15 protein-coding genes are annotated in these 11,932 nt (G+C 72.6%); 9 read left to right on the top strand and 6 right to left on the bottom strand.

Features of this window, described 5'->3' with window-relative positions; all coding sequences use genetic code 11:
• Positions 1 to 141: 141 nt before the first annotated feature.
• The gene (locus ABD976_RS08330; RefSeq protein WP_345359806.1) at positions 142 to 1,290 is read left to right on the top strand and encodes a GAF domain-containing sensor histidine kinase; all 1,149 of its coding nucleotides are present in this window, start codon (positions 142 to 144) and stop codon (positions 1,288 to 1,290) included.
• 14 nt (positions 1,291 to 1,304) lie between these two features.
• Here ABD976_RS08330 and ABD976_RS08325 read toward each other — a convergent pair whose 3' ends face one another.
• The 3 genes from ABD976_RS08325 to ABD976_RS08315 form a co-directional block, all read right to left on the bottom strand.
• Positions 1,305 to 1,946, bottom strand: coding sequence for a response regulator (locus ABD976_RS08325; protein ID WP_345359803.1), 642 nt, complete (start codon positions 1,944 to 1,946; stop codon positions 1,305 to 1,307).
• Between the two features lie 49 nt (positions 1,947 to 1,995).
• Entirely contained in the window at positions 1,996 to 2,526 is a 531-nt protein-coding gene (locus ABD976_RS08320) for a DoxX family protein (protein ID WP_345359801.1), read from the bottom strand.
• 160 nt (positions 2,527 to 2,686) lie between these two features.
• Positions 2,687 to 3,298 (bottom strand): macro domain-containing protein, encoded by a 612-nt coding sequence (locus ABD976_RS08315; RefSeq protein WP_345359799.1) that lies wholly within the window; start codon positions 3,296 to 3,298, stop codon positions 2,687 to 2,689.
• Positions 3,299 to 3,497: 199 nt separating this feature from the next.
• Between ABD976_RS08315 and pheA the strand changes: the two genes are divergently transcribed.
• Positions 3,498 to 4,415, top strand: coding sequence for a prephenate dehydratase (gene pheA / locus ABD976_RS08310; RefSeq protein ID WP_345359797.1), 918 nt, complete (start codon positions 3,498 to 3,500; stop codon positions 4,413 to 4,415).
• On the top strand, positions 4,412 to 5,047 hold the full coding sequence (locus tag ABD976_RS08305; RefSeq protein ID WP_345359796.1) for a histidine phosphatase family protein: 636 nt from the start codon (positions 4,412 to 4,414) through the stop codon (positions 5,045 to 5,047). Before pheA ends, ABD976_RS08305 begins: the two co-directional genes overlap by 4 nt.
• Positions 5,048 to 5,346: 299 nt before the next feature.
• Here ABD976_RS08305 and ABD976_RS08300 read toward each other — a convergent pair whose 3' ends face one another.
• Complete coding sequence (locus ABD976_RS08300) at positions 5,347 to 5,682, bottom strand: hypothetical protein (RefSeq protein WP_345359794.1); 336 nt, start codon at positions 5,680 to 5,682, stop codon at positions 5,347 to 5,349.
• A 59-nt stretch (positions 5,683 to 5,741) separates the two neighbouring features.
• Here ABD976_RS08300 and ABD976_RS08295 point away from each other — a divergent pair, with 59 nt between their 5' ends.
• The 3 genes from ABD976_RS08295 (at position 5,742) to ABD976_RS08285 (ending at position 6,456) form a co-directional block, all read left to right on the top strand.
• Entirely contained in the window at positions 5,742 to 5,891 is a 150-nt protein-coding gene (locus ABD976_RS08295) for a hypothetical protein (protein WP_345359792.1), read from the top strand.
• Between the two features lie 71 nt (positions 5,892 to 5,962).
• Entirely contained in the window at positions 5,963 to 6,115 is a 153-nt protein-coding gene (locus ABD976_RS08290; protein WP_345359789.1) for a hypothetical protein, read from the top strand.
• Positions 6,112 to 6,456 carry a metallopeptidase family protein gene (locus ABD976_RS08285; RefSeq protein ID WP_345359786.1) on the top strand — a complete coding sequence of 115 codons (345 nt, stop codon included), beginning with the start codon at positions 6,112 to 6,114 and terminating at the stop codon, positions 6,454 to 6,456. Before ABD976_RS08290 ends, ABD976_RS08285 begins: the two co-directional genes overlap by 4 nt.
• Before the next feature lie 28 nt (positions 6,457 to 6,484).
• Here ABD976_RS08285 and ABD976_RS08280 read toward each other — a convergent pair whose 3' ends face one another.
• On the bottom strand, positions 6,485 to 7,480 hold the full coding sequence (locus tag ABD976_RS08280; protein WP_345359783.1) for a septum formation family protein: 996 nt from the start codon (positions 7,478 to 7,480) through the stop codon (positions 6,485 to 6,487).
• Between the two features lie 123 nt (positions 7,481 to 7,603).
• Here ABD976_RS08280 and ABD976_RS08275 point away from each other — a divergent pair, with 123 nt between their 5' ends.
• The 3 genes from ABD976_RS08275 (at position 7,604) to serS (ending at position 10,945) form a co-directional block, all read left to right on the top strand.
• The gene (locus ABD976_RS08275; protein WP_345359780.1) at positions 7,604 to 8,269 is read left to right on the top strand and encodes a DUF1190 domain-containing protein; all 666 of its coding nucleotides are present in this window, start codon (positions 7,604 to 7,606) and stop codon (positions 8,267 to 8,269) included.
• Between the two features lie 3 nt (positions 8,270 to 8,272).
• Positions 8,273 to 9,439, top strand: a complete 1,167-nt coding sequence (locus ABD976_RS08270) for a glutathionylspermidine synthase family protein (protein ID WP_345359777.1) — start codon at positions 8,273 to 8,275, stop codon at positions 9,437 to 9,439.
• A gap of 243 nt (positions 9,440 to 9,682) precedes the next feature.
• A complete protein-coding gene (gene serS, locus ABD976_RS08265; RefSeq protein ID WP_345359774.1) occupies positions 9,683 to 10,945 on the top strand; it encodes a serine--tRNA ligase in 1,263 nt (420 codons plus the stop codon).
• 237 nt (positions 10,946 to 11,182) lie between these two features.
• Here serS and ABD976_RS08260 read toward each other — a convergent pair whose 3' ends face one another.
• A complete protein-coding gene (locus ABD976_RS08260) occupies positions 11,183 to 11,848 on the bottom strand; it encodes an endonuclease (protein ID WP_345359771.1) in 666 nt (221 codons plus the stop codon).
• Between the last annotated feature and the right edge of the window lie 84 nt (positions 11,849 to 11,932).

Genomic DNA, 11,932 nt, shown 5'->3' with positions numbered 1-11,932 from the left:
GCCTCGGTGATCCCGCCTCGGCGGTCGTGCAGCCTCCGCGTCCCAGCCCAGGACCGTCCGCCCGGCGGGTCTGCCAGGGGTTGTGAGCTGCGTCCGGAGCTCACCCGGTGAGGTGGTGGCGCGGTTAGCCTCGGAGGCGAGATGGAACCCAGACTCGCCAAGCGGATGCTGGCGGCCTCCACCGAGATCACCCGGGTCGCGCTGTCCACCGACGACCCGGACGCGGTGCTGCCGCTGGTGGTGCGCCGCGCCGCCGAACTCGCCGAGGCCGACCTCGGGCTGGTCACCGTGCGCACCGACGACGGCCGCGTCGCCGTCGAGGCCACCTACGGCGCCCCGTCGGCCACCGGGCCGCTGGCCGATCCGGTCGGCACCGTGCTGTCGTCGCGCTCGGCCGCCGCCCGGGTGGCGCGCAGCGGCGTCCCGGTGGTGGTCGACGACCTCATCGACGATCCGCTGACCGCCCCGTACGTGCCGCCGTCGCTGCGGGTGTACGGGCCGTTCGCCGTGGCGCCGTTCGGCACCCGGGAACGCCGTCTCGGCGCGCTGGCGGTGTACCGGCGGCGCGGGGCGAGCACCTTCACCCGCGTCGCGGTGGACGTGCTCACCTCGTTCGCGGCGCAGGCCGGGCTCGCCCTGGTGCTCGCCGAGGGCTCGACCGCCCGCCAGCGGATCGCCGTCTACCAGGAGCGCGAGCGCATCGCCCGCGACCTGCACGACGTGATCGTGCAGCGGCTCTACGCGGCCGGCGTGCAGCTCGAAGTGCTGGAACGCCGGCTGTCCGGGCGGCTCGACGGCACCGACGCGGACCGGCTCTCCGAGACGATGGAGCAGATCGACCAGGCCATCGCCGAGGTCCGCGCCACCGCCCGCACGCTGCGCTCCGCCGACCCCGAAGCCTCCGCGCAGGCACCGGCGCTCGACGAGTCGATGCGCTCCGAGGTGCGCATCGCCGGGGAGCTCCTCGGGCGCCCGGCCAAGCTCGACCTGTCCGGCGACCTCACCGACGTGCCCGTCGCCGTCGCCGACCACGCCCGCGCCGCCCTGCGCGAAGCCCTGTCCAACGTGGTGCGGCACTCCGGGGCCCGCTCGGTCCTGGTCCGCGTCCGCCGCTCCGACCGGGGCCTGCGGCTCCAGGTCGTCGACGACGGCTGCGGCATCCCGCGCGACGTGAGCAAGCGCGGGCTGCGCAACATGGAGGAGCGGGCCACGGCGGCGGGCGGGCAGTGCGCCATCACCTCCTCGCCGGACAGCGGGACCACCATCACCTGGGAGGTCCCGCTGGGCTGACGCCCGGGGGCGCCTCAGGCGTCGTTCTGCCTGCGCGCGACCCAGGCGGCCGCCTGGGTGCGCCGCTCCATGCCGAGCTTGGCCAGCACCGAGGTGACGTAGTTCTTCACCGTCTTCTCGGCGAGGAAGAGCCGCTCGGCGATCTGGCGGTTGGTGAGCCCTTCGCCGATCAGCTCCAGGACGCGGCGTTCCCGCTCGGTCAGCGCCGCCAGCTCGTCGGGTTCGGGGTTGGCGGACTGCCGGAGCCGGTCGAGCACCCGCGCCGTGGTCACCGGGTCGAGCAGCGAATGCCCGGCGGCGACCTCCCGGACCGCGTTCACCAGGTCCTGCCCGCGCACCTGCTTGAGCAGGTAGCCGGACGCGCCCGCGTTGATCGCGCCGACCAGCGCCTGCTCGTCGTCGAAGGCGGTGAGGACCAGGCAGCGCGGCGGGTCGGGCAGGGCGCGCAGCCGCCGGCACAGCTCCAGGCCGTCGCCGTCGGGCAGCCGCATGTCGACGACGGCGACGTCGGGCCGTCCCGCCTGGGCGCGCACCACGGCCTCGTCGACGCCGCCCGCCTCCGCCACGATCGACACGTCGGGCTCGGTGTCCAGCAGGTCGCGAAGACCTCGCCGGACCACCTCGTGATCGTCGACCAACAGCACCCGCACCGGCACGGCCTCCACGCTACTGACCGGCTCCGGAGCAGGTCGCGCGAGGGTCGGCCTACTTCAGCCCCGCCTTCCGCTTGCCCTTCTCGGCGCTGAGCTTCGCGGCGCCCTTGGCCTGGTGCGCCTGGGCGGCCACCCGGTCGGCCCGGTGCCGCGCCCGGTAGCCCACCGAGGGACGCCCCTCGTGGTCCACCGCGGTGATCAGCAGGCCGCCGAGCAGTCCCAGGTTCTTCAGGAAGTGGATCTGCTGGCCCGCCCGCTCGTCGGGGTCGTCGAGCTCCCAGAACGCGTGGGAGGACAGGGTCGTGGGCACCAGGCTGCCCGCGAGCAGCAGCGCGGCGAAGCGCGGGCACTTGCCCAGCGCCAGCAGCACGCCACCGCCGATCTTCACCGCGCCGTCGATGCGCACCAGCGTCTCGGGATCGGACGGCACCTGCTCGGGAACCGAGTCCTGCACCGACGACGGCGCCTTCTCCATCAGGTGCGACGCGGCCTTCGCGTGGTTGCGCACGTCCCGCAGCACCCCGATGCCGCCGTAGACGAACACGGCGGCGAGCATCGGGCGGGCCAGTCGGCGAACGAGCATCTGTGACCTCCTCGGTGGTCGGCCGGTGGGCCCGACGGTACGCACTCCACCGCCGCTCCGCCCGGTTTCACCGCTGCTCCGAAAGTACCCGGGAGGTGTCCGCCGAAAAGCCGCACCAGGCCCGTTGAGCTGCACCGATGCCGTCGGTGGGACGGTCCGGTCAGCGTTGGTCGACCGGTGCGAAGACCTCGTCCCAGGCGGCGGCGACCTGCCGCGCGCACAGTTCCGGCGCCACCCCGCCGATCCCGGTGCCCATCCCGGGCATCGCGATCGAGTGCACCACGTGGCGCACCGGCGTCCCGTTCTCCAGGATCGCGCTGGCCCACAGCCGCAGCACCGCGCGCGCCGCCAGGTAGGGGTGCACGGTGTCGGCCGGGAGCTGTTCGCCGGGTTGGCGCATGGTGGGCGAGCTGATCAGCCAGATCGGGTTGGGGACGCCGGTCGGCACCAGCAGCGCTTCGCCGACGGGCAGCTCCCCGCCGTGGTAGGCGAGCACCGCGCTGCGCACCTGCCCTTCCACCTCGGGGAAGGCGGCGGCGTACACGGCGTCGATGCCGCCGCGCATCCAGCCGTAGGAGTTCGCGGGGCTCACCGCCGCGTCGATCCGCAGGTCCAGCACCGAACCCCGGTGGACGGCGAGACCCTCGCGGTGGTCGGCGATCTCGTGCCAGGCCGCGGCGAGCGGCTCGTCCACGGCGCAGAGGACGAGCCGCAGCTCCGGCTCCGCCCCTGTCGTGGAGCGCTCCGAGTCTGCGGTCACGCCTGACAGCATCGCAGGAATGTCCGCGGGCGTGGCATCGGGTAGGTCACACCCGTTCGGAGGCCCGCTCCGACCAGCGAGGAGAACGCACCGACGTGCCGCGCACAACACCGGCCGCACCAACGTCACCCGGTCGGCCGCCCCGCCCGGGTGAACCCGCGGGTGAGGCGCCGTCGGCGGGTGCGGTGGCGCCGCGCCGTACCCTGTGCAGGTGCCACTAGTCGCGTACCTGGGCCCCCGAGGCACCTTCACCGAGCAGGCCTCCCGTTGCCTCACCGACGACTTCGACGCCGAGCTGGTCCCGTTCGACGCGGTGTCGCAGGCGTTGCGGGCGGTGCGGACGGGCGAGGTGCTCGCGGCGGCCGTCCCGGTGGAGAACTCGGTGGAAGGCTCGGTGCCCGCCACCCTCGACGCGCTCAGCGCCGGCGATCCGCTCGTCGCGGTGCGCGAGGCCATGCTGCCGATCCGGTTCGACGTGCTGGTGCGGCCGGGGACCCGCGACGTCCGCTCGGTCGCCAGCCACCCGCACGCCCTCGGGCAGGTGCGCGGCTGGCTCGCCGAGCACCTGCCCGGCGCCGAGGTGCGGGTCAGCGGGTCCACCGCCGCCGCGGCGGCCGAGGTGCTCGCCGGTGAGCACGACGCCGCCGTCACCGCGCCCACGGCGATCGAGGAGTACCCGTCGCTGGTGCGGCTGGCCGAGGGGATCGCCGACCTGCCCGACGCGGTGACCCGGTTCCTGCTGCTGCGCCGGCCCGGGATCCCCCCGGAACCCACCGGCGCGGACCGGACGTCCATCGCCGCCGTGATCGGCGACGAGGTGGGCGCGCTCACCGAACTGCTCGCCGAGCTCTCGCTGCGCGGGATCAACCTGAGCCGGATCGAATCGCGGCCGACCAAGGACCGCCTCGGCGAGTACCGTTTCTTCCTGGACTTCGACGGCCACATCGCCGACGCCCGGATCGGGGACGCGCTCAGCGCCCTGCACCGGCGGTGCAGCGAGGTCCGGTTCCTCGGGTCCTACCCGAAGGCCGACCGGTCGCCCGCCACCGTCCGGCCCGCCGCCTCCGAGCAGGTGTTCCGGCACTCGGCGCAGTGGGTGGACGACCTGCGAGCGGGAGCGATCGGATGACCCTGGAAGCACCGGCGGGCGCGCGGCTCGTCCTGGCACGGCACGGCCAGACCATCGCCAACGTGCACCACGTGCTCGACACCCTGCCGCCCGGACCGGGCCTCACCGAACTGGGCACCCGGCAGGCCCTGACCCTGGCCGAGCGGCTCGGCGAGGAGAAGATCGCCGCGATCCACGCCAGCCGCGCCCGGCGCGCCCAGGAGACCGCGGCCCCGCTGGCCCGGCGCCTCGGGCTGCCGGTGGAGATCGCCGAGGGCACCCACGAGATCGGCGCGGGCGACTACGAGGGCCGCGGCGACCCGGAGGCGATGGGCGTCTTCGAGGACGTCTACCGGCGCTGGCAGCTCGGCGAGCTGGACGTCCGGATGCCCGGCGCCCAGACCGGCCGCGAGGTGCTCACCCGGTTCCTCGACTCGGCCCGGAGCACCCTCGACGGGGTGTCCGGCGGGGCGATCGTGCTGGTCAGCCACGGTGCGATGCTGCGCATGGTGGGACAGCACCTGGCGGCCAACGTCACCGGCGAGATGGCCGACGCGGTCCACCTGCCCAACACCGGCCTCATCGTGCTCGACGCCGACCCGGACGCCGCGACCGGCTGGACCTGCACCACCTGGGACGGCCTGGACCTGTAGCCCCGCCCAAGTGAGGACCGCTTTCAGGATGGCCTGCGTGGCGGTGCGGGTGGCGGAACCTCAGCGGTCTTCTCGCTCCGGGAGCCGTTCCTGATGTACCAACGACGTACACGGCGTCACGGCTGTCCTCGCGAGAAGACCGCTGAGAACCCGCGGCGGTGCAAGCTGACAGCCTCACCGCATGCGGCTCCGCCGCATTCCCCAACCGGAGCAAGGGTGCCCCTCACTCAGTGTTGGGACTGGTGCGTCGGCGCGTCGGTCGGAGTCGCCCGGCGTCGGCTGAGGGGCCGGCACCGCCTTCACCGCTCCGAGCTGGAGGCCCATACCCCGTGGGGCCTGACGACGAGGTCGTCCTGACCGGGTTGCCGGGTGTTGACCGCCTCGTCGATGTGGACCAGGAAGAGCTGGAGAGCGCCCACCAGCGGTGCTTCGCCCGGGAACGCGCGGTCACCGTCACCGGCCATCGAGCGCAGGTGCTCGCCCAAGGAGTCGCGCGTGATGTGCAGGCGCACCGGAGTCGATTCCCCATCGGCGGCCGGAACGAATTCGATCACCGGGCCCGAGGACCGGTCGGCGGTGTGGGCACCGCCGCCGAGCCGTCGGATCAGCTCTGCGTACAGCTCGTCATCATCCATGCCCGGTCCTCACCCGAGGGCTATCGCGCCGGGTATGCCGCAATGATTTTGGTGTCCTGGTGGGCGATGATGACGAAGGGGCGATACGTGTCCCGCACCACCCCGTTCTGGTCGATGATCTGGACCGGGACGTCAGCACGGTCGCCGCGACCGCCAGCGCCATTCGTGCTCCGGTGATCCGTTTCATCAGCAATCCTCGCGAATGGTGACGCGGGCGGGTTCGCGGCGTGAGAGCAGTGGAGCTGATCCCGATTTCCCGGCAGGTGCGTGAACTCGGGTCGTGTCGTCACTCGACCAGGTGGCGAGGCTCGTGCTGCTGCTCGATCCCGGACGGCGGCGGGCCCGCGGCCACCGCCTCGACCGGCGGGTTCACCCGGACCGCTCGCCTCGTGGCGCCGAGCAGCGCGGCGCCGAAGGCATCATGGGCGCATGAACGTGACGCGCGGTGAGTTCGACGAGCTCGTCTCGGATGCCTTGGACACGATCCCGGAAGAGCTGATGCGTTTGCTGAACAACGTCGTCGTGCTCGTCGAGGACGAACACCCTTCAGACCCGGGCTTGCTCGGCTTGTACGAGGGCATCGCGCTGACCGAGCGGGACAGCACCTACGGCGGAGTGCTCCCGGACCACATCACCATCTACCGCGAGCCGGTGCTCCGGATGTGCTCGACGCACGACGAGGTCGTGCGCGAGGTCGCGACGACCGTGATCCACGAGGTGGGACACCACTTCGGCATCTCCGACCAGCGCCTTCACGAACTCGGGTGGGCGTAGCACCAGCGGGCGCCCAGCGCCGTGGAAGTCAGCGCGGTTCGGTGGCGGGAGCGCCCGGCTGCGGCGGGGTGGGGTCCACCGGCGCGGGTTCGGTGCCGACCTGCACCTCGCCCTTGACGCTGCCGGTGACCGGGGCCAGCCCGCTGCCGTCCGGCAGGGTCGCGCCGACCTTGCAGTTCACCTCGCGCGATCCCGCGTCCCAGCTCTCCTGCGCCAGGGTGTCCCAGGACACCACCAGGCCCTTGTCCCGCGCGGCGGTCGGGCTGCCCGCGTACTCGGCGGTGATCTCCTCGCAGCGGGTGGCCAGGAAGCCGTCCTGCTCCTCGACCGGCGGGTAGCCCTCGGGGAACTGCTCGGCGAGGTTGACCAGCCCGGTGATCTCCAGCGAGTGCGGCTGGGCGCAGTCCACCGGGTCCCACGGCTCGGTGCCGTTGATGCCCAGGCAGGTGCCGACCGGCCAGGTGTTGGACTGGTCGATCCGCGCGGCGTCGCCGGTGATCGGGTGCAGCCTGCCGGAGGGCCCGGGCTGCTGGAGCCCGCAGAACAGGGTCCGGTCGCCGCGCTGCCAGCTCTCCTCGCTGGGGGTGAACGCGCCCACGCCGAACTTGCCGTTGGGGTCGAAGCGCCCGCCCAGGAAGTTCCGCGCCACCTGCGTGCAGTGGTCCATCTTGAGCTGCTGCCACTGCTCGGTGGGCGGGTACGGCGCGTTCGGCGGGAACTGCGCGGCCAGGTCCGCCTTGCCGGTGACCTCGAACAGGTGCGGGCGCTCGCAGCCGATCTTGCCGATGTCGGAGGCGTCGGCCGACCGCCAGGTCAGGCAGGTGCCCGCGGTGGCGTCGAACACCGCGGGCGGGGCCGGGTTCGCGCCGAACCGGTTCGAGCCGCCGCCACCACCGCCGGTCGGCCAGTTCAGCAGCGCGCTGACCACCAGGATCAGCAGCGCACCGAGCGCCGCGGAGATCATCACGAGCCGGGTGTCGGGCTTCTTCCGGCGCTGGTGTGGAGGGGGAGCTGACTCGGCCACACGAACATCATGCCCGTTCGCTCGCGGCGCCGCGCGGCACCTCGGAACCGATTCTTGACCCGCGCGCTGGTGGGGATGGGTAATGTGGCTACCGGGAGTGGCTACGAGGGAAGATGGCTAGCAGTGGCAGATGACGACCGGCCGCAGCGGGACGACGAGCAGCCGAACGGGGTCCCGGAGGAGTCCGAGGCGGGAGCCGACGAGGCCCGCCGCGGACGCATCCGCTACCAGGACGCCGAGACGACGACACCTCGCGAACCCACGCTGGCGGAGAAGCGCGCCCGGATCGCCGCCGAGAAGCGGCAGGAGGAACAGCGCCAGGCGGAGGTGCAGGCCGCCGCGGACAAGACCAGGAAGCGGCGCCGGGTGATGATCGGCGGCGGCGCGACGGTGGGCGTCGTGGCGCTGGTCGCCGCGATGTACTCCGCCTCGGAGTACCGCAACGAGGCGACCGCCGTCACCGAGTTCTGCGCGTCGAACGACCCGAACAACCCGGTCGCGCAGGACCCGGAGAAGTGCACCCCGGAGTACGCCGAGTCGCAGGGCGGCTACGTCAGCGGCGGGATGTTCTTCATGCCGATGATCCTCCCTGGCGGCACGCTCGGTCCGCCGACGCCGCAGTACCGCTACGGCTACACCCAGCCCGGCGCGCCGGCGCCGACTCCGGGGCAGACCGTGCAGGGCTCCTCGTTCACCAAGCCGACCGACTCGCAGATCAAGAACACCCGCGGGCAGACCATCCAGCGCGGCGGTTTCGGCATCACCAACAAGGGCGGAAGCGGGAGCTGACGGGTGCGACGCAGGACTGGTCAGCGCAGGCCGGACTGGCAGGCGAAGGTCGAGGAGCTGGGGCTGGTCTTCGGCACCCCCGCGCGCGAGGCCGACGGCACCGCCCGGCCCTACTGGGACGAGGGCGTGCACTACGAGTTCGGCCTCGACGAGGTGCTCTCGCTGGAGGCCGACGTCGAGCTGCTGCACTCGATGTGCCTGGACGCGGTGGACCACGTGATCACCACCGAGCGGTACAAGGACTTCGGCATCCCCGAGTACGTCTGGCCGCACATCGCCGAGTCGTGGCGGCGCGGTGACCCGCACCTCTACGGCCGCTTCGACCTGCGCTACGACGGCAGCGGCCCGGCCAAGCTGCTGGAGTACAACGCCGACACGCCGACCTCGCTGCTGGAGGCGGCGGTCGTGCAGTGGCACTGGCTGACCGAGGTGCACGGCGGCGACGACCAGTGGAACTCGATCCACGAGAAGCTGGTCGAGCGCTGGGAGGAGATCAGCGACCAGCTCGCCACCCGCGAGGTGCACTTCACCTGGTCGTCCTCGGACACCTCCGGGGAGGACAACCTCACCGCCGCCTACCTCCAGGAGACCGCCGCCGAGGCGGGGATGGACACCGTCGGGCTGCCCATCGAGGAGATCGGCTGGGACTCGCTGCTGGAGCGGTTCGTCGACCTCGAAGAGTCCCCGATGAACACCGCCGTCAAGATCTACCCCTGGGAGTGGATGGTCGACGACGAGTTCGGCAAGCACGCGGTGAGCGCGCTGCCCAAGACGCAGTGGGTCGAGCCGCTGTGGAAGATGCTGCTGTCGAACAAGGCGCTGCTGGTGATCCTCTGGGAGATGCACCCGGGCCACCCGAACCTGCTGCCCACGTTCCTCGACCAGCCCGGCCTGCTCACCGAGTACGTGCGCAAGCCCCGGCTCGGCCGCGAGGGCAGCAACATCACCGTCGTCGCCCCCGGCTGGGAGACCGAGACCGGCGGCGTCTACGGCGAGGAGGGCTACGTCTACCAGGCGTTCGACCCGCTGCCCGAGTTCGACGGGATGCGTCCGGCGCTGGGCGCCTGGATCGTCGGCGACTCCTCGGCGGGCCTGGGCATCCGGGAGACCGCCGGCCTGATCACCGACGACGGCGCCGCCTTCGTCCCGCACCGCATCCCCGGCTCCTGACCGGGTGACGCTTTCCCGAGTGAGGGGCACCCTGTACCGCATTACTGGGTACAGGGTGCCCCTCACCCAATCCCGCTCTCACCCGTTCGGGAGTTGAGTGAGGGGCACCCTTGTCCCAGTAACTTGGGCAAGGGTGCCCCTCACTCACTTCACTTCGGGGTGAAACCGGTGGTGGGTCGGGCGCTGCTGCCCAGTGGCACCCGATGGCCGTCGGGGGTGCGCGGGCCGCTACGCTGACCTGCTGTGATCGACCTGAAGACGCTACGCGAGGATCCGGAAGCGGTGCGCGCTTCGCAGCGCGCCCGGGGCGAGGACGCGGCGCTGGTGGACGCGCTGCTGTCCGCCGACGAGCGTCGCAGGTCGGCGGTGTCCCAGGCCGACACGCTGCGCGCCGAGCAGAAGCGGCTGGGCAAGCTCGTCGGCGGGGCCAAGGGCGAGGAGCGCGAAGGGCTGCTCGCCGAGGCCAAGCAGCTCGCCGCGCGGGTGAAGACCGCCGAGGCGGAGCAGTCCGCGGCCGACGAGGAGCTGCTCGCGGCGCAGCGTCGGCTCTCCAACGTCATCGACCCGCGCACGCCGGCCGGTGGCGAGGCCGACTTCGTCACGCTCAAGCACGTCGGCACCCCGCGCGAGTTCGACTTCCCGGTCAAGGACCACCTGGAGCTGGGCACCGGGCTCGGCGCGATCGACATGGAGCGCGGCGCGAAGGTCTCGGGCGCCCGGTTCTACTTCCTCAAGGGCGTCGGCGCGCAGCTGGAGCTGGCGCTGCTGAACATGGCCGCCGCCCAGGCCACCGCCGCCGGGTTCGACCTGGTCGTGCCGCCGGTGCTGGTGCGCCCGGAGATCATGGACGGCACCGGGTTCCTCGGCGCGCACGCCGGCGAGGTGTACCGGCTGGAGGAGGACGACCTCTACCTGGTCGGGACCTCGGAGGTGCCGCTGGCCGGCTACCACGCGGACGAGATCGTGGACCTCTCCGGCGGACCGCTGCGCTACGCGGGCTGGTCGACCTGCTTCCGCCGCGAGGCCGGGTCGTACGGCAAGGACACCCGGGGGATCATCCGGGTCCACCAGTTCAACAAGCTGGAGATGTTCGTCTACTGCGCCGAGCAGGACGCGGAGGCCGAGCACGAGCGCCTGCTCGCGTGGGAAGAGGAGATGCTCGCCAAGATCGAGGTGCCCTACCGGGTCATCGACACGGCGGCCGGTGACCTCGGCGCGAGCGCGGCCCGCAAGCTGGACTGCGAGGCGTGGGTGCCGAGCCAGCAGACCTACCGCGAGCTGACCTCGACGTCGAACACCACCACCTTCCAGGCGCGGCGGCTCAACGTCCGCCACCGCGACGAGGGCCGCACCCAGCACTGCGCCACGCTCAACGGCACGCTGGCCACGACCCGCTGGATGGTGGCGATCCTGGAGAACCACCAGCAGGCCGACGGCTCGGTCCGGGTGCCCGAGGCCCTGCGCCCGTTCCTCGGCGGCGTCGAGGTCCTGGAGCCGAAGGGCTGAGCACCCCGCTCAGGGGCTCGGTCCCGGACAGCGGGACCGCAGCGTCGCACCCGGAACCGCCCCGTGATGCACGCGAGAGGGCCGCTGAGCACCCGCCGCGGTGCCGACCGGGTGCCGCACCGCGGCTCCGCTCCGAAGGGGCCGTCACCCGAACGTGACGTGAGTGAGGGGCACCCTTGCCCAAGTAACTGGGGCAAGGGTGCCCCTCACTCAGCTCACGAACGGGTGAGGGGCGGGTCAGCTGAGCAGGTCCGGTTCGAGGTCGACGCGGATCAGCGCCGCCGCGAAGCGGTCCAGGTCGGCGGCGCGCACCAGCTTCGCCAAGCCGTCCGGGTCGGTGGGCAGGCCGATGCGCTCGGCGGACTGGAGCGCCTTGCGGTCGAAGTAGGGCCGCAGCTCCGGCCACACGCCCTGCGCCTCGCGGCAGAAGATGTCCGCGCCGACCGGACCGAGCCGGGGGAACTCCTGGAGCAGCCGCCGCACCGCGCGCGGGTCGCCGTCGGCCTCCGCGCGGAGCTTGCGCAGGTCGTCGCCGTAGCGCTGGTGCATCAGATCGGCGCCCTGGCCGAGAGCGGTCGCGGTGCTCTCGTCGTAGCGCCGGTAGTGGCCCCGGACCAGCGCGTCGACCCGCTGCTGCCAGGTGGCCTCGCGCATCCGGCGGGGCGTGCCGAAGCCCTTGAGCTCGCGGGTCGCCGACAGCGCGATGCCCGCCTTGATCCGGGTGGACAGCAGGACCGACATGGTCAGCAGCCGGTACAGCGGGGACGGCTTGTCGGCCAGCGTGATGCCCGCCTCCGCCGCGTAGGTGGTGCCCGCGCGCTCCAGCAGCCGCCGAGCCGTCGTCCCGGTGCCGCCGCGCTGCGCCGGGACCTGCGCGGTGCGCTTCGCCTGCTTCGTGGCCATCGGCCATCACCTCCTGGTCGTCGGCCTACCCGGTGTCCGACCAGCGCACACCCGACGTCGCGGCGGAGCGGGCGCGGCCGTCCT

Source organism: Saccharopolyspora cebuensis, assembly GCF_039542665.1.
In the GTDB taxonomy this organism is placed as follows: domain Bacteria; phylum Actinomycetota; class Actinomycetes; order Mycobacteriales; family Pseudonocardiaceae; genus Saccharopolyspora; species Saccharopolyspora cebuensis.
The sequence above is the reverse complement of the archived record's forward strand: the minus strand, read 5'-3'. Positions and strand labels throughout refer to the sequence as shown.

Coding starts and splice junctions, on each gene's coding strand:
- ABD976_RS08330 (WP_345359806.1), top strand. CDS start 142: ATGGAACCCAGACTCGCCAAGCGGATGCTGGCGGCCTCCACCGAGATC.
- ABD976_RS08320 (WP_345359801.1), bottom strand. CDS start 2,526: ATGCTCGTTCGCCGACTGGCCCGCCCGATGCTCGCCGCCGTGTTCGTC.
- ABD976_RS08315 (WP_345359799.1), bottom strand. CDS start 3,298: ATGCTGTCAGGCGTGACCGCAGACTCGGAGCGCTCCACGACAGGGGCG.
- ABD976_RS08305 (WP_345359796.1), top strand. CDS start 4,412: ATGACCCTGGAAGCACCGGCGGGCGCGCGGCTCGTCCTGGCACGGCAC.
- ABD976_RS08300 (WP_345359794.1), bottom strand. CDS start 5,682: ATGGATGATGACGAGCTGTACGCAGAGCTGATCCGACGGCTCGGCGGC.
- ABD976_RS08285 (WP_345359786.1), top strand. CDS start 6,112: ATGAACGTGACGCGCGGTGAGTTCGACGAGCTCGTCTCGGATGCCTTG.
- ABD976_RS08260 (WP_345359771.1), bottom strand. CDS start 11,848: ATGGCCACGAAGCAGGCGAAGCGCACCGCGCAGGTCCCGGCGCAGCGC.